The sequence below is a fragment of the Montanilutibacter psychrotolerans genome (assembly GCF_003719825.1).
In the GTDB taxonomy this organism is placed as follows: Bacteria; Pseudomonadota; Gammaproteobacteria; order Xanthomonadales; family Xanthomonadaceae; genus Montanilutibacter; species Montanilutibacter psychrotolerans.
The window spans coordinates 75656-95144 of sequence record NZ_RIBS01000005.1 but is presented as its reverse complement, the minus strand read 5'-3'; the positions used below and the strand labels follow the sequence as shown (position 1 = coordinate 95144).

The following is a 19489-nucleotide window of genomic DNA, read 5'->3' as shown; positions in this document are numbered from 1 at the left end:
GCTCCATGCCGCGTCTGGCGGCCTCCGTCGGCATTGCGCTGGCGCTCCTTCTGGCGATCCTGCTGGCGTGGCCGGCCGTGCCCGCACACGCACAGGCGGCCGTCGATCCGATGCCGCTGACCTTCAACGACGACGCCGAGGAAGCCCGCTTCCACGCGCTGGTCGCCGAGCTGCGCTGCGTGATGTGCCAGAACCAGTCGCTGGCCGATTCCAACGCGCAGATCGCCGTGGACCTCCGCCGCGAGGTGCTGGGACTGATGCGCGACGGCAAGTCCGACCGCCAGATCAAGGAGTTCCTGGTCGCGCGCTACGGCGAATTCGTGCTGTACCGCCCTCAACTGGAAGCCGACACCTGGCTGCTGTGGTTCGGCCCCGCCGCGCTGCTGCTTGCCGGCGGCGTGGTGATCGCGGTGGTGGTGCGTCGCCGTTCGCGCCAGGCGGTTCTCGACGCCGGTGACGGCACCGACGGCCAGGAGTGGTGATGACGGCCTTCGTATTTGCCAGCGCGTTGCTGGTGTTGGTGGTGCTGGCGTTCGTGCTGCGCCCGTTGTGGCAGGCCCGGCCGCTGGCCGGCGCGGGCATATCGATCGCGATCGCGGTCGTCGTCGGCCTGCTGTATGTCGTGGTCGGCACGCCGCGCGCGCTCGATCCGGCGCAGCGTGAGCCGATCGACAGAATCGCCGATGCCATCCCGATGCTGCAGGCCGAGCTCGCACGCGACCCCAGCCAGCTCGAAGGCTGGCGCCTGCTCGCGCGTGCACAGGCCGACGCGGGCCGCCTGCCCGAAGCGCGGGACGCGTTCGCCCGCGCCGCCCGACTGGCGCCCGACGACGCCGACGTGCTGGTCGAGGCCGCCGAGTCACGCGCGGTCGCCAACCCGGCGCGGGTGTTCGACGCGCAGGCGCTCGCCCTGCTGCACCGCGCGCTCAAGCTGCAACCGATGCACCAGCGTGGCCGCTGGTTCCTGGGCATCGCCCAGCGCCAGGCCAAGCAACCTGCCGAGGCGGCCAAGACCTGGGAACCGTTGCTGGCGATGGTCGACGAACGCACCGGCGCCAGCCTGCGCGCACAGATCGATGACGCGCGTGCCGATGCCGGCCTGCCGCCGTTGCCGGCCGCGCCCGTCGAGCCCGCAGCTCCCGTGGGCAGATCGATCGCGGTGAGCGTGTCGCTCGATCCGCGGTTGGCGATGGGTCTGCCGCCCGACGCGGTGGTGTTCGTGATCGCCCGCCAGCCCGGTATGCGGATGCCCGCGGCGGCGAAGAAGTTGCCCGCAGCCAGTCTTCCGCAGGTGGTCAACCTCGACGACCGCGACAGCCCGATGCCGACCCTGAAGCTCTCGCAGCTGCAGGACATCGAGATCAGCGCGCGCATTTCCGCCAGCGGCGATGCCACGCCGCGAAAGGGCGACTTCCAGGCCACCCCGGCCGTGATCACGCACGACCAACAGGCAGCGGCCGTACTGATCGACCGCGTGGTGGAATAGCGCGTTGCGACGCAAGCCGGCATCGCGCGAATCGGCGATGCTGGGCACGCGCGACGCCGACGTCGGCAACACGCAAGCGAATGGGTTCCCGGCAGTGTCCGGGATGCGCAATGGACGGCTCCGGCCCGTACTGGACAGACAAGCACGCATGACCGAATTCATCCCGCCCGGCACCCGCACCATCGACCTGCCATCGCCGTTCTCGATGCGCCGTGGCGGCGCGTTGCACGGCGCGCACGCCGCCTTCGAAACCTGGGGTGAGCTGGACGCCGCACGCGGCAATGCGGTGCTGATCGTCACGGGCCTGTCGCCCGACGCGCACGCGGCCGCCAACGCCGCCGACCCCAATCCGGGCTGGTGGGAGCCGATGCTGGGTCCAGGCAAGCCGATCGACACCGATCGCTGGTTCGTGATCTGCGTGAACTCACTGGGCAGCTGCAAGGGTTCGACGGGCCCGGCGTCCGTCAATCCGGCGACCGGCGAGCGCTACCGTCTCGAGTTTCCCGACCTGTCCATCGAAGACGGCGCCGACGCCGCCGTGCACGTGGTGCGCGCGCTCGGCATCGAGCGCCTGGCCTGCGTGATCGGCAACTCGATGGGCGGGATGACCGCGCTGGCGTTGCTGGTCCGTCACCCGGGCATCGCGCGCAGTCACATCAACATCTCCGGCGCGGCCCGCGCGCTGCCGTTCTCGATCGCCATCCGCTCCTTGCAGCGCGAGGCGATCCGGCTGGACCCGAACTGGAACAGCGGCGGCTACGACGACGCGCGCTATCCCGAGTCGGGCATGCGCATGGCGCGCAAGCTCGGCGTGATCACCTATCGCTCGGCGCTGGAATGGGACGGCCGTTTCGGCCGTGTCCGGCTGGACTCCGATCGCGCCGAAGACGAACCGTTCGGCCTGGAGTTCGAGGTCGAGAGCTACCTGGAGGGCCACGCACGCCGCTTCGTGCGCCGGTTCGACCCGAACTGCTACCTGTATCTGAGCCGTTCGATGGACTGGTTCGACCTGGGCGATTATTGCCCCGTGAGACAGGCCGACACGCAGGTATCCGCCAGCGACGCCAGCACGCGCGCCGGCCTGGCCAGCATCCGCGTCGACAAGGCACTGGCGATCGGGGTGCACACCGACATTCTTTTCCCGTTGCAGCAGCAGCGCGAAATCGCCGACGGCCTGCGCGAAGGCGGCGCGGACGCGCGCTTCCTGCCGCTGGAATCGCCGCAGGGACACGATGCCTTCCTGGTGGACATCGCCCGCTTCGGGCCCGCCGTCCGCGGATTTCTCGACGAGTTGTAACCAGGCCCCGCCTGTGCGCTTGCGCCGCCCCCGGCAAAACCGGGGGCGTGCGTGGCAGGGCGAACCTACTCCAGCTCTGCCCAGCGTGCGTACGCGGCTTCCAGCTCCAACTGGCTCTGGGCCAGCGCTGCGTTGTCGGCGTTGATCACCGTCGTTTCGCGCTGGAAGAAGCCGGGCTGGTTCATCTGTGCCGTCAGCGTCGCCACGCGCGTTTCGAGGGTCTCGATCAGCGCCGGCAGCTGCTCCAGTTCGCGCGCTTCCTTGTAGCTGAGCTTGCGCTTGGGCGGTGCGGGCACCGCCGGCGCGGCGGCCGGCGCACCGGTCGCGATCGACGACACCGGCATCGAGGCCGACTTGCCCGGCGCGGTCACGCTGACCACCGGACGCTGGCGCAACCAGTCCGTGTAACCGCCGATGTACTCGCCTACGCGCCCCTCCCCTTCCATGACCAGCGTGGAGGTCACCACGTTGTCGAGGAAGTCGCGGTCGTGGCTCACCAACAGCAGCGTGCCCGGGTAGTCCCCGAGGATTTCCTCCAGCAGCTCCAGCGTCTCCACGTCCAGGTCGTTGGTCGGCTCGTCCATCACCAGCAGATTGGACGGCTGGGCAAACAGCTTGGCCAGCAGCAGGCGGTTGCGTTCGCCACCCGACAGGCGCGTGATCGGCGCCCGAGCGCGCTCGGGGGTGAACAGGAAGTCCTGCAGGTAGCCGATCACGTGCTTGTTCTTGCCGCCCACCTCGACGAACTCGCGGCCTTCGGCGACGTTCTCGATCGCGTTCCAGTCCTCGCGCAGCGTCGCGCGGTACTGGTCGAAGTAGGCGATCTGCAGGTTGCTGCCAGTGCGCACCTCGCCGTCGGTGGGCTGCAGTTCGCCAAGCAGGGTCTTGAGCAGCGTGGTCTTGCCGCTGCCGTTGGGGCCGATCAGGCCAATGCGGTCGCCGCGGAAGATCGTGGTCGAAACGTCGGCCAACAGCGCCCGGCCGCCGTAATCGAACGACACGGCCTTGGCCTCGATGACCTTCTTGCCCGAGTTTTCAGCCTGGGCGAAGTCCATGCGCACGTTGCCGATCTGGTCGCGGCGCTGCGAACGCTCGCTGCGCATCGCCTTGAGGCGTCGCACGCGACCTTCGTCGCGGGTGCGGCGAGCCTTGATGCCCTGGCGGATCCAGATTTCTTCCTGTGCCAGCAGCTTGTCGAAGCGCGCGTTCTCCTGCGCCTCGGCGTTGAGTCGCTCCTCACGGCGGCGCTCGTAGTTGGCCCAGTCACCGGGCCAACTGGTCACTTGGCCACGGTCGATCTCGACGATGCGGGTGGCCAGCGCGCGCAGGAAGCGGCGATCGTGGGTCACGAACAGCAGCGCGCCCTGCCAGCCCTTGAGGAAGGTTTCGAGCCAGTCGATGGCCTCGATGTCGAGGTGGTTGGTGGGCTCGTCCAGCAGCAGCAGGTCCGGCGCCGACACCAGCGCGCGCGCCAGCAGCACGCGTCGTTTCATGCCGCCCGACAGGCCGGCAAACGCCTGGTCGCCGTCCAGGCCCAGGCGCTGCAGGGTTTCGACCACGCGCTGGTCCGCGCCCCAGCCGTTGGCGGCCTCGATCTTGGCCTGCACGGCAGCGAGCGCGTCGCCGTCGAACTCGTCGGCGTGGCTGAGGTGGTGGTACTGGGCCAGCCAGCTGCCAAGCTCGCCCATGCCTGCGGCGACGACGTCGAACACGTCGCCGACCGCGTCGGCCGGGACTTCCTGCTCGAGTCGGGCGATGCGGGCACCGCCTTCGCGGCGGACCTCACCGTCGTCGGCATGCAGCTCGCCGGCGATCAGCTTCATCAGGGTGGACTTGCCGGCACCGTTACGGCCGATCAGGGCGATGCGTTCGCCGGGTTCAATGGACAGCTCGACATTCTCGAGCAGCAGCGGGCCGCCGACGCTGTAGTCGACGTTCTGGAGGGTAATCAGGGGCATCCGCCCATTCTACGGGGCGCGGGCGCCACGCGGGTTGCCGACTGCGCGCCATCTCGCTGCATTGCGACAGGTGAACGGGCCCCGCTCCGGCGCATACTCCGTCCGTGCCGTGCGTCCCGCACGCCGGCCAGCCCATCCACCGCCAGCCATCCGAGGACAGATCATGAGCAAGGGCATGGACCAGAAAAAGGAACAGAAGAAGAAGCCGGCCAAGACCGCCAAGGAAAAGAAGGCCGAGAAGAAGGACAAGAAGGCCACCCGCGGCTTCGCGCCCGAGTGATGCCACGGCGTGCCGCGGGGCCTGGGCTCCGCGGCACGTCCCGGATTGGCCTGTGACGAGGTAGTCAGGCGCGCGCAGGCACCGTGCTCACGAGCTGCACGACAGCATCGAGCACCCCGCGCGATCGCGCGCCCAATCCGGGCGTCGGCGTGCGTACATCTCGCGACCGGGCTGCTCGTCGTAGGGCCGGCGCATCACGTCCAGCAACGTGTGCACGCCCCCCAGGTCGCCCTGCTCCGCACGGTCGATCGCCTCCTGCGCGAGGTAGTTCCGTAGTACGTAGCGCGGGTTCGCCGCGCGCATGCGCTCGCGTCTGCGCGCGGCCGGTAGCCCGTCCTCCCGCAACCGGGCCGTATAACGGGCAAGCCAGGCCAACAGGGCCGGCGACTGCGCATCGCGCTTGTCAGCGTCGTAGAACGCCGCCTCGAACGTCTCCAGCGTCGGCGATTCCATCGAGTCGTCCACCTCGGCCAGCGCGGTGAACCACAGCGTCATGTCGATCTCGCCGGCCAGCAACAACGCCTGCAGGTCCTGCATCAGCGCAGCGTCGTCGTCGCGGAACCCGGCCAGGCCCAGCTTGCGCACGATGTTGTCGCGTTCGGCGGCGTGCCAGGTATCGATGAAACCCTGCAGGCCCGCGTGCAGCGCTTCGACACCGTCGAACAGCGGCGACAGGGCACCGGCCAGGCGCCCCAGGTTCCAGTACGCCACCTGAGCCTGCAGGCCGAACCGGTAGCGGCGGCCCTGCGCATCGGTGGTGTTGGGCGTCCAGTCCGGGTCGACATTGTCGATCCAGCCGTAGGGGCCGTAATCGATGGTGAGACCCAGGATCGACATGTTGTCGGTGTTCATCACCCCGTGCACGAAGCCCACGCGCATCCAGTGCGCCACCATCGTCGCGGTGCGTTCGCACACCTGGGCGAACCATTGCGCGCGGCGCTGGTCGGCCTCGCCCTCGATGTGGGGGTAATCGCGGCGGATGCAGAAGTCGACCAGTTGCCCCAGCAGCTCGGTATCGCCGCGCGACGCCGGCAGTTCGAAGTTGCCAAAGCGCAGGAACGACGGTGCGACGCGGCACACCACCGCCCCGGGCTCGGCCTTGGGATGACCGTCGTAAAACATGTCGCGAACCACCTCGTCGCCGGTCGCGACCAGGCTCAACGCGCGCGTGGTCGGTACGCCCAGGTGGTGCATGGCCTCGCTGCACAGGAACTCACGGATCGACGAGCGAAGCACCGCGCGGCCATCGGCGCTGCGCGAGTACGGTGTCGGCCCGGCGCCCTTGAGCTGCAGCTCCCAGCGCTCGCCGTCGGCGTTGACCACCTCGCCCAGCGAAATCGCGCGGCCATCGCCCAGCTGTCCCGCCCAGTGGCCGAACTGATGCCCGCCGTAGTTGGCGGCAAACGGCTGCATGCCATCGAGCAGCGCGTTGCCGGCGAACACTTCGGCGAACGCCGGGGAGGCGATGTCGGCCGCGTCGAATCCCAGTCGCGAGGCCATCTCGGCCGAATGCGCCAGCAGGCGCGGCGCGGCAACGGGCGTGGGGTCCACGCGCGACCAGAGTGCGCCGTGCACCTGGCGCAGGCGTGCGCCGGTTTCCGGATCGCCCGGAAGTTCGCCCAGGAACCGGTTGTCGAAGTGCAACGGCGTCATCGCAGCAACTCGAACGGACCGCCGCGCTCCACCGCGCGCTGGTACGCCGGGCGCGCACGGATGCGTTCGACGAACGCCTGCGGGTAGGTGCCACCACCGCGCGCGATCGCGGCCTCGACCGGGAAACTCATCTGGATGTCGGCCGCGCTGAAGCGATCGCCCGCAAACCAGCCGTGCCGGCCCAGCTCGGACTCCATGTAGCCCAGGTGCAGCGCGCGTTGCGGCCCGACAAAGGCCGACACGGCCTTGTCGACGATGGCGCGGGCCACGGGCCTGGCGAAGAACGGCATCGGCGCCTGCCGGATGCGCGCCAGCACCAGGCCCAGCAACAGCGGCGGCATCGCCGAGCCTTCCGCGTAGTGCATCCAATGGCGAAAGCGCAGGCGCTCGGGCGCGTCCAGCAGCTCGGGCGAAGGCGACAGGCGATGGTTGGGGTCGTGGCGCTCGAGCAGGTATTCCAGGATCGCCCCCGATTCGGCCAGCACATGCCCGTCGGCCTCCAGCACCGGCGACTTGCCCAGCGGATGCACCGCGCGCAGCTCCGGTGGTGCGAGCAGCGTGGTGGCATCGCGCCGGTAGCGCACCAGCTGGTACGCGACGCCGAGTTCTTCCAGCAGCCACAGCACGCGCTGCGAGCGCGAGTTCTCGAGATGGTGGACGGTGACCATGAACAACCTGTCGACGAAGCCAGGGGCCATGGTAAGGCCCTCGCGCACGCCGGCTTCGTCACATGCGCGCAACGCTGCGGCCGCACCGGCGGTGCGGGATCGCCTAGAATCGACACCTACCCCCCAGAGCAATCGCCGATGGCCAAGCCCAATTACTCGTTCGAGAAGCGCCAGCGCGAACTCGCCAAAAAGAAGAAGCAGGATGAGAAGCTCGCCAAGAAGCAGGCTGCCAAGGGCAGCGGGCAGGACGGCGACAACTACGGCGATCACGCACCGCACAACCCGCCTGCCGACGACGGCACCGGCAATACCGCCCAGTAACGCGGAATCCCGCGGGAGGGCGTGAGGAGCCAGGCCGTCCGGCCGACACCCTCACCCCGCGACGGACCGCCCGGCGCCCTGCAATGGCACGAGGAACGGCACGGTTCTCGCGCCAAGCGGCATCGGGCCGTGGCCCGACCGCGAACGATACGGTTCATGTTCGGCCTGCCGCATCCGGCACCGCGGAGGCCGTGGGACCCTGCCGCCGCCCCCCCGTCACGGACGTGCGCACCGCCGAGGTGCGTCCGGGTCGCGGCAACGCCAATCGCCTTGCACCCCAACGCCGGCGAGGGCCACCACCGCAACCCGCGCGGCCACTACGCCGGTCGTGCAGGGCAGGAAACACGTCGAGCCGGCTCGCCGCCTCCTCGCAAATCCGCGTGCCAATCCTCAATCCCGGCCGGCAAACGCAAAGAGAGCCTTAGCTCACCCGCGCTCCCGTACAATATGCCGCCTTCCGACCGGCCGCGCCGGCGCCTACGAGAATTGCGATGAGCGCCGAGACGCCCGCTTCGCCCGAATCCCCGACCCTGAAATTCACTGATCTGGCCCTGTCCGAGCCGCTGTTGCGCGCGCTGACGGACGTCGGCTACGAGTCACCCTCGCCGATCCAGGCCGCCACGATCCCGCCTTTGCTGGCCGGCCGCGACGTGCTGGGTCAGGCCCAGACCGGTACCGGCAAGACGGCCGCGTTCGCGCTGCCGATCCTCGCCCAGATCGATCCGAAGCAGTTCAAGCCGCAGGCCCTGGTGCTGGCGCCGACGCGTGAGCTGGCTATCCAGGTCGCCGAGGCCTTCCAGAAGTACGCCGTGCACCTGCCGGGTTTCCACGTCCTGCCGATCTACGGCGGCCAGAGCTACTACCCGCAGCTGCAGGCGCTCAAGCGCGGCGTGCACGTTGTCGTCGGCACGCCGGGCCGGGTGATCGACCATCTCGATCGCGGCACCCTGGACCTGTCCGAGCTGCGCTGCCTGGTGCTCGACGAAGCCGACGAAATGCTGCGCATGGGGTTCATCGACGACGTCGAGAACGTCCTCAAGAAGACCCCGGCGACGCGCCAGGTCGCGCTGTTCTCGGCCACGATGCCGTCGCAGATCAAGCGCATCGCGCAGACCTACCTGAAAGAGCCGGTCGAGATCGCGATCAAGTCGACCACCACCACCAACATCAACATCCGCCAGCGCTACTGGTCGGTCAGCGGCGTGCACAAGCTCGATGCGCTGACCCGGATCCTCGAGGCCGAGCCGTTCGAGGCGATGATCGTGTTCGCGCGCACCAAGATCGCCACCGAGGAGCTGGCAGAGAAGCTGTCCGCCAGGGGGCTTTCGGTGGCCGCCATCAACGGCGACGTGCAGCAGGCCCAGCGCGAGAAGACCATCCAGAACCTCAAGGACGGCAAGATCGACATCCTGGTCGCCACCGACGTCGCCGCGCGCGGCCTCGATGTCGAGCGCATCAGCCACGTCCTCAACTACGACATCCCCAGCGACACCGAAAGCTACGTTCACCGCATCGGTCGCACCGGCCGCGCCGGTCGCAAGGGCGAGGCGATCCTGTTCGTGACCCCACGCGAGCGCGGCATGCTGCGCGCGATCGAACGCGCCACGCGCCAGCCGATCGACGTGATGGAACTGCCGAGCGTCGAGACCGTCAACGAGCAGCGCGTGTCGCGCTTCCTGGGCAAGATCACCGACGCGCTGGGCAGCAGCGACCTGCAGCTGTTCCGCGAGATGATCGAGCGTTACGAGCGCGAGAAGAACGTGCCGGCCATCGAGATCGCCGCCGCGCTGGCCCGCCTGGTGCAGGGCGATCACCCGCTGCTGCTGACCGCGTCCGCCGCGCGCCCGGCCTTCAACGAACGCGATACCGGACCGCGCGAACACCGCGGCGCCGCCACCCGCAAGTTCGTCGAGCGCTCGGGCGACACCCGTCCGCCGCGCGCCAACGACAACCGCCCGCCGCGCACCTTCGACGAGCGCAACGCCCCGCCGTCGCGCCACGCGCCGCTGGACCGCAATGCCGGCGAATCGATGTTCGGCGACGACGGTGCATCGCGCCGCGCACCCGAGCGCCCCGCCCGCGCGGCCCCGGACGTGGGCATGGAAACGTTCCGCATCGAAGTGGGCCACGCCCACGGCGTGCAGCCGGGCAACATCGTCGGCGCGATCGCCAACGAGGCCGACCTGGAAAGCCGCTACATCGGTCGCATCGACATCCGCGACGAGTACAGCCTGGTCGACCTGCCCGAAGGCATGCCGGCCGAGCTGATGGAGCACCTCAAGAAGGTCTATGTCGCTGGCCAGCCGCTGCGCATCAAGCACGCCGGCAACGACGACACCAGCCAGGGCCAGCGCCCGCACGGGCGCCAGGCGCACGGCGACGATCGCGGTCCGCCGCGTGGTCCGCGACCGCCGCACGCGGGCAAGCCGCATGCCGCCGGTCCGCGCAAGCCCGGTGGCTTCCACAAGCCCGGCAAGCCGCGCCCGCCGCGCTGATCGCGCGTGTAGACGCCACCACGAGAACCCCGGCCCGGCGCCGGGGTTTCTTTTTTGGCATGCCATCTCGGATGCAAACCCGCAACACCTGCCGCGGTTTTGGCATAGTCGCCGCATCCGTCGCGATTGCCTGTCATGTCCCGCCTTCTCGTCTTCCAGCACGTTGCCGCCGAGCCGCTCGGCACGCTTGACCCACTGATCCGGCGTCGCGGCCACCGCGTCCGTTTCGCCAACTTCGAGCGCCACCCCGACGCGCAGCCCACGGTCGACCGCTACCGCGGCCTGATCGTGCTGGGCGGTCCGATGAACGTCGAGGACCGCGAGCAGCGCGCGCACCTGCGCACCGAGTTGCGCACGATCGAACGCATGCTCCATCAAGGCAAACCAGTACTGGGGATCTGCCTGGGCGCGCAGTTGCTGGCGCACGTGCTGGGCGCGCCGATCCGTCGGCACCCGCAATCGGAGATCGGCTGGTACCCGCTCAAGACCACCGAGGCCGGCCGCGAGGACCCGGTGCTTGCGCCGCTTGGCAACGAGGCGCCCGTGTTCCAGTGGCACAGCTACAGCTTCGACCTGCCCCAGGGCGCGACCCACCTGGCGCGCACCGATGGCTGCGAATCGCAGGCGTTCCGCTACGGCGAGCACGCCTACGGCTTCCAGTTCCACCTGGAGATGGACGAGGCCTTGATCGAACGGTGGCTGGCCAACCCCACCTACCGCGTCGACCTGGCCGAGCTGGGCGGCGACGAACACGCCATCCGCGCGGCGACGCGCCAGCACATCGCCGCGATGCAGGCCAACGCGCACGACGTGTTCAACCGCTTTCTCGACCACGTCGGCCGCCCGCAACGCCGCTACACCCTGCCCTCGCGCGAGTGGCTCTGATCGGGACTTGCATGGCGCACCCTGGGTAACGATGCAGCCCCGGCGGGACACGTCGCCACCCGGTGATCGCGGCGCAAGCCACTCCTACCGACGTCCGCACGGTTACGGCGCGTCGAGCGACGCCAGGCGCAAACGGCTCTCGAAGCGGCGCGCCTGCCCGCTCAACGGATCGACGAACGCCAACGACTGGGCCAGCAACTGCAGGGGCTGCGTGTAGTCCCCCGGCGCACGCGGGCAAAGGTGTGGGTACATCGCATCGCCGACGATCGGAGCCCCCAGGGCGGCCATGTGCACGCGCAGTTGATGCTTTCGACCGGTCACCGGCGACAGCGCATAACGCCACGTCGACGCCCCCCGCTCGCACACGGCAATCCGCGTCTGGCTGTTGGCCGCACCTTCGTCTTCGGCTTCACGCATGCGGAAGAAGGGCTCGCCCGGCACGATCCGGCTGGACCGCACCAGCGGGAACTCCAGCTCGGGCAGCGCCGGCGCCAGCGCTTCGTAGGTTTTCTCGATGCGACGCAGGCGGAACAGATCCTGGTAGGCCGAACGCGTGGCCGGGTTGGCCGAAAACAGCACCACGCCGGCGGTTTCACGATCCAACCGGTGCAGCGGCACCAGATCGGGATTGCCCAGGCGTCGGATCAGCCGGGCCAGCAGGGTTTCGCGCACGTAGCCTCCGGCCGGCGTCACCGGCAGGAAATGCGGTTTGTCGGCCACCACCAGATCGTCGTCGGCGTGCAGCACGACTTCCTCGAAGGGGATCACGGGTTCGGCGGCCACCTCGCGGAAGTAGCGCACCTGCGCACCGAGCCGGTACGGGGCGTCGAGCGCCAACGGCGCGCCATCGGCATCCAGCACCCGGCCGCGCACGAAGCGGTCGATCCAGGTCTCGCGCGAGATCGCCGGGAACCGGTCGCACAGGCAATCGAGCACGCTCGTCCACGGCCCGGGCGGTAGCTGCAGGCGGCTGGGGGCGGTGTCGTCGGGCGGCGGGTCGGCGTGCAAGGGGAGTCCGCGAAGCTGAAGGGTATGGATTCTGACGCGACCGGACGCCGATGGCGCGCCGCTCCCGGCAGCCGACGCCAGGGCCCCATTGGGCCGCGCGCCGCGGTGCGGCCGGAACCGTGAACGACGCGGTTCATCCGCCGCCGACGTGCGTGGCTAACAGGCCCTAGAATGGCCGACCCTTTTCAACCGGCACGTCCGGCAGGCACACCCATGGCGCCCAAGGCGACCGTCTACAAAGCCGAGCTGCAGGTCACCGACATGGACCGGCACTACTACGCGACCCACAACCTCACCCTCGCCCAGCATCCGTCGGAGACCGACGAGCGGCTGATGGTCCGGTTGCTGGCGTTCGCCCTGTTCGCCGACGAGCGCCTCGAGTTCGGCCGCGGCCTGAGCGACGAAGAAGACCCCGACCTGTGGCGCCGCGACTACACCGGCGACATCGAGCAGTGGATCGACCTTGGCCAACCCGACGAGTCGCGCATCAAGAAGGCCTGCGGTCGCGCCCAGCAGGTGGTGCTGGTGAACTACAGCGGCAATGCCGCCGACATCTGGTGGAACAAGGTGTCCGCGTCGCTGGTCCGCTTCAAGAACCTGACGGTGATCGACATCGACGCCGCTGCCGTCGAGGCCGTCACCACCGTGCTGCAACGTGGCATGCGCCTGACGGCGATGATCCAGGACGGCGAGCTGCAGTTGATGAGCGAAAGCGCCAACATCGCGTTGACGCCGCGCGTGCGCATGGCGCCGGCCGTAACCGCCTGACGCGACACGCACGCGCATCATGCAGCACTACGATGCCCTGATCATCGGTGGTGGCGCGGCAGGCTTGATGTGCGCGCTCACTGCCGGCCGACGCGGCATGCGCGTGCTGGTGGTCGAGCACGCCAACCGCGTCGGCAAGAAAATCCTGATGTCGGGCGGCGGGCGCTGCAATTTCACCAACACCGGCGCCACACCGGCCAACTACCTCTCGGCCAACCCGCACTACTGCAAGTCGGCGCTGGCACGCTACACGCCCTGGCACTTCATCGAGATGGTCGAGCGCCACGGCATCGCGTACCACGAGAAAGAACTCGGCCAGCTGTTCTGCGACGAGTCGTCGAAGTTGATCGTGAAGATGCTGCTCGACGAATGCGCTGCGGTGGGCGTACGCGTGGAGACGTCGTGTTCGATCGAGCGCGTGCAGCACGCCGACACCGACGCGACGGCCAACGACCGTTTCCGCCTGCACACCACCCATGGCGTGTTCGCGGCACCTTCGCTGGTGGTGGCGTGCGGCGGCCTGTCGATTCCGAGCATGGGCGCCAGCGGCTACGGCTTCGAGCTGGCGCGCCAGTTTGGCCACGACGTGCTGCCCACCCGCGCGGGCCTGGTGCCACTCACGCTCAGCGGCAAGCACCTCGAACGCCTATCCGAGCTCAGCGGCGTCGCGCTGCCGGTCACCGCGCGCTGCAACGGACGCGAGTTCAGCAACTTCCTGCTGATTACCCACCGCGGTGTCAGCGGGCCGTCGATCCTGCAGATCTCCTCGTACTGGCAGCCCGGCGACGACCTGCGCCTGGACCTGCTGCCGGGCCGCGACGCGCTCGAAACCCTGCAGGCACTGCAGCGCGAACGCCCCGCCGCCGAACTGCGCACGTTGTTGGGCGATGTGCTGTCCAAGCGTTTCGCACAGCGCCTGTGCGAGGTCTGGCTGGCAAACCTGCAACCGAGCCGGCCGATTCGCCAGTTCAACCTGCCGCAGCTGCGCGACGTGGCGGCGATATTGCAGGACTGGCCACTGGTCGCCAGCGGCACCGAGGGTTACCGCACGGCCGAGGTCACCCTGGGCGGCGTCGATACCGACGGACTGTCGTCCAGCACGATGATGTCGCGCCACGTGCCGGGGCTGTACTTCATCGGCGAGGTGGTCGATGTCACCGGCTGGCTGGGTGGCTACAACTTCCAGTGGGCCTGGGCCTCGGGGCACGCGGCCGGCAACGCGCTGTAGCGCGGCTGCTCACGTGAAACGCAAAACGGGGCAGCGCGCGTGCCGCGGCTGCCCCGTTGGTTACCGCCGTGTGTTCAAGCGCGCAGCGTGCGCCGGAGCCCGAAGTACTGCAGCTCGGCAAACACCAGCACGGCCACCGCCTGCGCGATCACAAACCCGTAGCCCAGTGCGTTGGGCGCCACCCAGCCACTGAACAGCAACGCGATGCTGTCGAACACCCACATGGCGTTGATGGCGATGACCGTCCACGCCATCGCCTTGCCGATCTGCGGACGGGTGAGCATCCACGCGAGCAGACCCACCCACAGCAGCAGCCCCGCGCCGACGCCGCGCAACAGCATCGTCGGCAACGCCAACAGCTCCGACATCGGTGCGGCCAGCAGCAGCATCGGCAACCCGATGGCACCGCTGGCGATCGCGTCCAGCGTCACGGCGCCGCGCAGCAGGCGCGCATCGTTGCGCTGCACATGGGTCGGCCCGCCATTGGCGGCGCGCGGGTTGCTGGCGAAGGTGTTCATGGTCGGCTCCTTGCGTGATGGTCATCGGTTGGGTTCGACGCCATTTCACCGCCACCGCCGCGTACGGTCGATTACCCGCCAGGTAATACCGGTCGCCACGCGGCCGGGCTAAGGTGATGCCCATGAACCTCTCAGCCACCCTCACGCCTCGCCCGGTGGGCGAACAGCTCCGCGATTGGCGCCAGCGCCGTCGCCTGACCCAGCTCGACCTGGCCGACATGGCCGAGACGTCGACACGCCATGTCAGCTTCATCGAGACCGGACGCGCGATGCCGAGCCGGGCAATGCTGATGCGCCTGGCCGAACGCCTCGACGTGCCGCTGCGTGATCGCAACCACCTGCTGACCGCCGCCGGACTGGCGCCGATGTACCACGAGCGGGGCCTGGACGACCCCGCGCTGGAACAGGCGCATGCCGCGATCGAGCTGGTGCTGACCGGCCACGAGCCCTACCCCGCGCTCGCGATCGATCGTCACTGGAACATCGTCGCCGCCAACCGCGCCCTGGCACCGATGCTGGCCGGCGTGGCGCCGCACCTGCTCGAAGCGCCCATCAACGTGATGCGCCTGACCCTGCATCCCGAGGGCGTCGCGCCGCGCATCGTCAACTACGCGGAGATGCGGGCGCACCTGCTGCATCGCCTGCATCGCCTGCTCGCTGCCACCGGCGATCCGGTCCTGCACGCGCTGCACGATGAGCTGATGTCCTATCCCGCGCCCGATGGACGCGCGCACGACGCGTCCGTCGCCCCCAGCGGCGTGGCGATCCAGCTGCAACTGCGCACCGAAGCCGGCGTGCTGTCGTTCATCAGCACGATCACCGTGTTCGGCTCGCCGATGGACATCACCCTGTCCGAGCTGGCCATCGAATCGTTCTTCCCCGCCGACACCGCCACCGCGCAGGCGTTGCGGGCGCTGACGCCGGAGTGATCGGGTGGGTTTCGATGCGGCGGCCCGCGGCGACCATGCGGCGCAGCGTCGCCACAGCAGGTAACCTCGTGCACCAAATCGAGGAGTCGCCGTGATGTTGCGTCTTTGTTCGCTGTTGCTGGCCGTGCTGCTGCTGGCATCGTGCGCCGAACCCGCCCCGCCGCCCGGTGGTCGCATCGGCGAGTTGCAACGCATCGACGTCAGTCCCGGCACTGGCCCCACCGCGCGGGCGGGCATGGACGTCCGCGTGCATTACACCGGATGGCTGTACGACGAGAAGGCTCCCGACCGGCACGGCGCGCAGTTCGACAGCTCGCGCGAACGCGGCGAACCGATTGCCTTCCTGCTCGGCGCCGGCCGCGTGATCCGCGGTTGGGACGACGGCCTGGCCGGCATGCGCGTGGGTGGGAAGCGCGTGCTGATGATCCCGCCGGAGATGGCCTACGGCCGCAAAGGCGCGGGCGACGCGATCCCGCCCAACGCCTCGCTGGTGTTCGAGGTGGAACTGGTGGACGCACGCGAGCACTGAGTGGTGGCGGGTGCCGTTCAACGGCGTCGCGCGAGCGGATTTGCCGCGTGCGCGATGCAGGGTTGCGCTTCGCCCACCCAGCGCACTTCGATGTATCAGCCCGGCGTACGCGCGCCTTGTCGGCGCGGTTTCACAGCACGATGCTGCAGCACGTCACGGCGCCCTCGGCCTTCTGCAGTTCCGACACGTCGACCGTGCTGACCTCGAAGCCGGCGTCCAACAGGCGCTGGCGGGTCAGCGGAAAACTGTCCGGCATCAGCAAGGCCGAGCCGATGCGCAACACGTTGGCGGCGTGCTCCTCGGCCGGGTCCACTTCGATGATGCGATAGTCGGTGAAGGGCTCGCGATCGATCCACGCGGGCTGCAGCAGCACGGTGTCGTCCGAGAGTGCGGTCACCGCCGATTTCAGGTGCAGGCAGCCACGAATCGCCACGCCCTGCACCTGGTACCCGAACGGTGCAAGCAGCGCGCACAGCTGGGCAATGCCTTCGGGATTGCTGCGCGCCGATTCGCCGACATACAGGCGACGGCCGATGCGCAGCACGTCGCCACCATCGAGCGTGCCGGGGGCTTCGATGGCCTGCACCGGGCGATGGCGGGCCAGCACCTGCGCCACGCTGGCGCCCTCGCCGCGGCGCGACGGCGCACCGGGACGCGTCATCACCGCCAGTTCGTCGACCACCACCGCGACGTCCTCGACGAACACCGCGTCGGGCAACTCCGGTTCGGCATCCAGGCTCAGCACCGTGCAGCCCAGCGATGACAGCAGTCGCTGGTAGGCGCGGTGCTGCTCGTTGGCGCGGGCGACATCGATCGGGCTGCGATCGACGAACGACAGCTGGCAATCGGCGAGGCTGGAACTGACTTCACGGGTGATGGCGATGGGCATCGTCGGTGGTCGTGGCACGGCGCAGTCCGCGGGAGTCGGCATTGTCACCGATCACCGCGCGACCGACACACGCCTCAGGCCGCGCCCCTTCGCGGTGACGCCGGCGCGCCCGGATGCGATCCGCGGGTCAACTCACGCGGGCTGATCCACCGCGAGAAACGCCGCGGCCGCCAGCCGTTGCGCGAGTTCCCTGACGTCGACCGGCCATGACGCGATGCACGCGTCGAAACGCGGCCCGTCCGCGGCGAACAGCGCGCGCGAGGCCTCCTCGAAGCCCGCCTCGTTGCCGGCCATGGCCGACATGAAGCGGTACGCCGCGTCCTGCGCCCGGCGTTGCCGCTCGCGATGGGTGCCGGCGCCACGCGCCTGCTCCACCAGCTTGCGCAGGGTCACCGACGCGCCGCCGGGCTGGTCGGCCAGCCATTGCCAGTGGCGCGGCAGCAGGGTGATCTCGCGGGCCACCACGCCCAGCTTCGGCCGGCCCGGACCGCCGCGCGCGGGCACGGCGGCGGCGGCTTCGGCATCGCCGCCGACGGCGACGTTCGCAGTCGCCGTCTGGTCGACCCGGGCCTGCGCGCGCTCGCGGACATCGTCGACCGAACCGCGCAGGTCGAAATCGAGCTGCGTGCCACTGCGATCGTCGAAGGCCAGCAGGGTGGCGGTTTCGCCGCGGTCGATCGCTTGCTTGATGGCCACGGCGACGTCGGCGGGCGAACCGCTGGCAAACCGTCGGACGCCGGAAAACGCGGTGCAGGTGATCGGAGGGTTCATGGTAACGCGCTCGTCGCAGTCGGGCGCACAATTTACCCGGGCAAATTACCATTCGTCAATATTGCCCGGGTTTTATTGATCGCTCCGCCTACCGCGCCGTGTCCCTCGCCACCGGCACCAGGCGCAGGTCCTGGAAGTCGAAGCTGAAGTCGGTCCGCGGCGAGATCGCCTCGATGCGCATCTCGCGGATGCCGCCGTCCGCGGTCAACGCGAAGTTCACGAACGCATCGGCGTTGAGCCAGCGTTGGTCCCAGCGGACGATGAACGTGTCGTGCTGCCAGTGCTCGAGCACGCCGACCATCGCCGGGCTGGCGGTGAAACGCATCCGCAGCTTGCCGTCGTGCGGCTCGATCGCGACGTCGCCGTACCACGGGTCGCGATAGGTGCCCGCGTAGCCGGTCAACGGCAACGAGGGTGTCGATTCCGCATCGCGCGCGGCCAGGTGCTTGCGCCAGCTGTCGTCGGCTTTTTCCTGCGCCTTGGCAAGCGCCGCGCCGTAGGCCGCGGTCCAGTCGGTCCGCGGCGCGCCGAGGTACGCATCGAGCACGCGCATCGTGATGGCATTGAACGCGCCGCCCTGCTCGGCGCTGGTCAGCACGATCACGCCCAGGCCGAGTTCAGGCACCATCGTCAACCGCGACACCATGCCCGGCCAGCCGCCGGTGTGCCAGACCAGCTTGTTGCCGCGGTAATCCGACAGCTGCCAGCCCTCGCCGTAGCCGAGGAAATTGGGCTTGGCCGGCAGCAATTCCGGCACCGACGGCGTCGAGATCGGGATCGGCGTGATCACCGACCACATCGCCTGCTGGCGCTTCTGGCTGAAGAGGCGACGGGCCGACTCGCCCTGCCCTTCGTACACGCCGCCGGCGAGCTGCACGCGCATCCACTTGCCCATGTCGTGGACGCTGGAGTAGATCCCGCCGGCGCCGGCGACGTTCGACCACGTCATGCGCGGCGCGGGCTGCAGGTGCGTGAAGTCGGCCTTGGCGTGACCGGTGGCGACATTGTCACCAGCGCGCAAGGCGTCGGCGTTGTAGCGCGTCTCGTCCATGTGCAACGGCGCGAAGATGCGCGTGCGCAGGAAAGCCTCGTAGCTTTGCCCGCTGACCTTCTCGATCACCAGTTGGGCGACGCCGTACAGGATGTTGTCGTACGCGTACTGGCCGCGGAAGCTGCCGGTCAGGGGCACGTGGCGCAGGCGCCGCGCGACCTCCTCGTTGCTGTAGGTGGTGCCGGGCCAGTACAGCAGGTCACCCGCGCCCAGGCCCAGTCCGCTGCGGTGCGCGAGCAGGTCGCGCAGGCGCATCTCGCCGGTCACGTAGGGGTCGGACATCTGGAACCACGGCAAGTGGTCGATGACGCGATCGTCGAGGCTGAGTTTGCCGTCCTCGGCCAGCATCGACAGGCCGGTGGCGGTGAAGGCCTTGGTGTTGGAGGCGATGGCAAACAGGGTGTGGGCGTCGACGGCCTCGGGCTTGCCGAGCTCTCGCACGCCGTAGCCGCGCTCCAGCACCACCCGGCCGTCCTTGACGATGGCGATGGCGATGCCGGGCACGTCGAACCGTTTGCGCACGCTCTCGATATGGACATCGATGTCCTGGAGCTGCGCTGGCAGAGCGGCATCGGCGGTGGCCACCTCGGACGCGGCGGCTACGGGCTGGTTGGCCACCGCCTGGTTGGCTGCGACCTGGGCGAGCGCGACGGGCGCAAGCAGCGCTCCGGACAACAGCAGCGCGACACGGCGCGCGAGCAGGCTGGGCTGATGCATTGGTGGGTCGATTTCCGTTTCGGCGACGGGCGACCTTA

At 69.2% G+C, this 19489-nt stretch carries 18 protein-coding genes; 10 read left to right on the top strand and 8 right to left on the bottom strand.

Annotated features, from left to right (window positions below; translation table 11 throughout):
- Positions 1–5: 5 nt before the first annotated feature.
- The 3 genes from EER27_RS11575 to metX all read left to right on the top strand — a co-directional run bounded on the left by EER27_RS11575 (position 6) and on the right by metX (position 2783).
- Entirely contained in the window at positions 6–482 is a 477-nt protein-coding gene (locus tag EER27_RS11575; protein WP_123088278.1) for a cytochrome c-type biogenesis protein, read from the top strand.
- Positions 482–1486: a tetratricopeptide repeat protein gene (locus EER27_RS11570; RefSeq protein WP_123088277.1), complete on the top strand. Its 1005-nt coding sequence runs from the start codon at positions 482–484 to the stop codon at positions 1484–1486. Before EER27_RS11575 ends, EER27_RS11570 begins: the two co-directional genes overlap by 1 nt.
- Before the next feature lie 148 nt (positions 1487–1634).
- Positions 1635–2783 carry a homoserine O-acetyltransferase MetX gene (gene metX, locus EER27_RS11565; RefSeq protein ID WP_123088498.1) on the top strand — a complete coding sequence of 383 codons (1149 nt, stop codon included), beginning with the start codon at positions 1635–1637 and terminating at the stop codon, positions 2781–2783.
- A 65-nt stretch (positions 2784–2848) separates the two neighbouring features.
- On the opposite strand, the gene EER27_RS11560 is transcribed toward metX, so the two are convergent.
- From EER27_RS11560 to EER27_RS11545, 3 genes are all read right to left on the bottom strand, one after another.
- Entirely contained in the window at positions 2849–4741 is a 1893-nt protein-coding gene (locus EER27_RS11560) for an ATP-binding cassette domain-containing protein (RefSeq protein WP_123088276.1), read from the bottom strand.
- 367 nt (positions 4742–5108) lie between these two features.
- On the bottom strand, positions 5109–6674 hold the full coding sequence (locus tag EER27_RS11550) for a protein adenylyltransferase SelO (RefSeq protein ID WP_123088274.1): 1566 nt from the start codon (positions 6672–6674) through the stop codon (positions 5109–5111).
- Positions 6671–7342 (bottom strand): glutathione S-transferase, encoded by a 672-nt coding sequence (locus EER27_RS11545; RefSeq protein ID WP_123088497.1) that lies wholly within the window; start codon positions 7340–7342, stop codon positions 6671–6673. The genes EER27_RS11550 and EER27_RS11545 overlap by 4 nt, the downstream gene beginning before the upstream one ends.
- Before the next feature lie 138 nt (positions 7343–7480).
- Here EER27_RS11545 and EER27_RS11540 point away from each other — a divergent pair, with 138 nt between their 5' ends.
- The 3 genes from EER27_RS11540 (at position 7481) to EER27_RS11530 (ending at position 11043) form a co-directional block, all read left to right on the top strand.
- A complete protein-coding gene (locus EER27_RS11540) occupies positions 7481–7663 on the top strand; it encodes a hypothetical protein (protein WP_123088273.1) in 183 nt (60 codons plus the stop codon).
- Between the two features lie 491 nt (positions 7664–8154).
- Positions 8155–10158 carry a DEAD/DEAH box helicase gene (locus tag EER27_RS11535; RefSeq protein ID WP_123088272.1) on the top strand — a complete coding sequence of 668 codons (2004 nt, stop codon included), beginning with the start codon at positions 8155–8157 and terminating at the stop codon, positions 10156–10158.
- Positions 10159–10293: 135 nt separating this feature from the next.
- Positions 10294–11043, top strand: coding sequence for a type 1 glutamine amidotransferase (locus tag EER27_RS11530; RefSeq protein WP_123088271.1), 750 nt, complete (start codon positions 10294–10296; stop codon positions 11041–11043).
- A 102-nt stretch (positions 11044–11145) separates the two neighbouring features.
- Here the strand turns inward: EER27_RS11530 and EER27_RS11525 are convergent, their stop codons facing one another.
- Positions 11146–12051: a pseudouridine synthase gene (locus EER27_RS11525; protein WP_123088270.1), complete on the bottom strand. Its 906-nt coding sequence runs from the start codon at positions 12049–12051 to the stop codon at positions 11146–11148.
- Positions 12052–12264: 213 nt separating this feature from the next.
- On the opposite strand from EER27_RS11525, the gene EER27_RS11520 reads away from it, so the two are divergent.
- Together EER27_RS11520 and EER27_RS11515 are read left to right on the top strand one after the other, a co-directional pair.
- Positions 12265–12819 carry a YaeQ family protein gene (locus EER27_RS11520; RefSeq protein WP_123088269.1) on the top strand — a complete coding sequence of 185 codons (555 nt, stop codon included), beginning with the start codon at positions 12265–12267 and terminating at the stop codon, positions 12817–12819.
- Between the two features lie 19 nt (positions 12820–12838).
- The gene (locus EER27_RS11515) at positions 12839–14047 is read left to right on the top strand and encodes a BaiN/RdsA family NAD(P)/FAD-dependent oxidoreductase (RefSeq protein ID WP_123088268.1); all 1209 of its coding nucleotides are present in this window, start codon (positions 12839–12841) and stop codon (positions 14045–14047) included.
- 74 nt (positions 14048–14121) lie between these two features.
- Here EER27_RS11515 and EER27_RS11510 read toward each other — a convergent pair whose 3' ends face one another.
- Positions 14122–14565, bottom strand: coding sequence for a hypothetical protein (locus EER27_RS11510; RefSeq protein WP_223807302.1), 444 nt, complete (start codon positions 14563–14565; stop codon positions 14122–14124).
- Between the two features lie 122 nt (positions 14566–14687).
- Here EER27_RS11510 and EER27_RS11505 point away from each other — a divergent pair, with 122 nt between their 5' ends.
- Complete coding sequence (locus EER27_RS11505) at positions 14688–15494, top strand: helix-turn-helix domain-containing protein (protein WP_223807301.1); 807 nt, start codon at positions 14688–14690, stop codon at positions 15492–15494.
- A gap of 97 nt (positions 15495–15591) precedes the next feature.
- Positions 15592–16023: an FKBP-type peptidyl-prolyl cis-trans isomerase gene (locus EER27_RS11500; protein ID WP_425480842.1), complete on the top strand. Its 432-nt coding sequence runs from the start codon at positions 15592–15594 to the stop codon at positions 16021–16023.
- 130 nt (positions 16024–16153) lie between these two features.
- On the opposite strand, the gene EER27_RS11495 is transcribed toward EER27_RS11500, so the two are convergent.
- The 3 genes from EER27_RS11495 to EER27_RS11485 all read right to left on the bottom strand — a co-directional run bounded on the left by EER27_RS11495 (position 16154) and on the right by EER27_RS11485 (position 19451).
- Positions 16154–16912: a dimethylarginine dimethylaminohydrolase family protein gene (locus EER27_RS11495; protein ID WP_123088265.1), complete on the bottom strand. Its 759-nt coding sequence runs from the start codon at positions 16910–16912 to the stop codon at positions 16154–16156.
- A gap of 132 nt (positions 16913–17044) precedes the next feature.
- Positions 17045–17683, bottom strand: a complete 639-nt coding sequence (locus EER27_RS11490) for a DUF2239 family protein (protein WP_123088264.1) — start codon at positions 17681–17683, stop codon at positions 17045–17047.
- An 88-nt stretch (positions 17684–17771) separates the two neighbouring features.
- The gene (locus EER27_RS11485; RefSeq protein ID WP_123088263.1) at positions 17772–19451 is read right to left on the bottom strand and encodes a serine hydrolase; all 1680 of its coding nucleotides are present in this window, start codon (positions 19449–19451) and stop codon (positions 17772–17774) included.
- Positions 19452–19489: the final 38 nt, after the last annotated feature.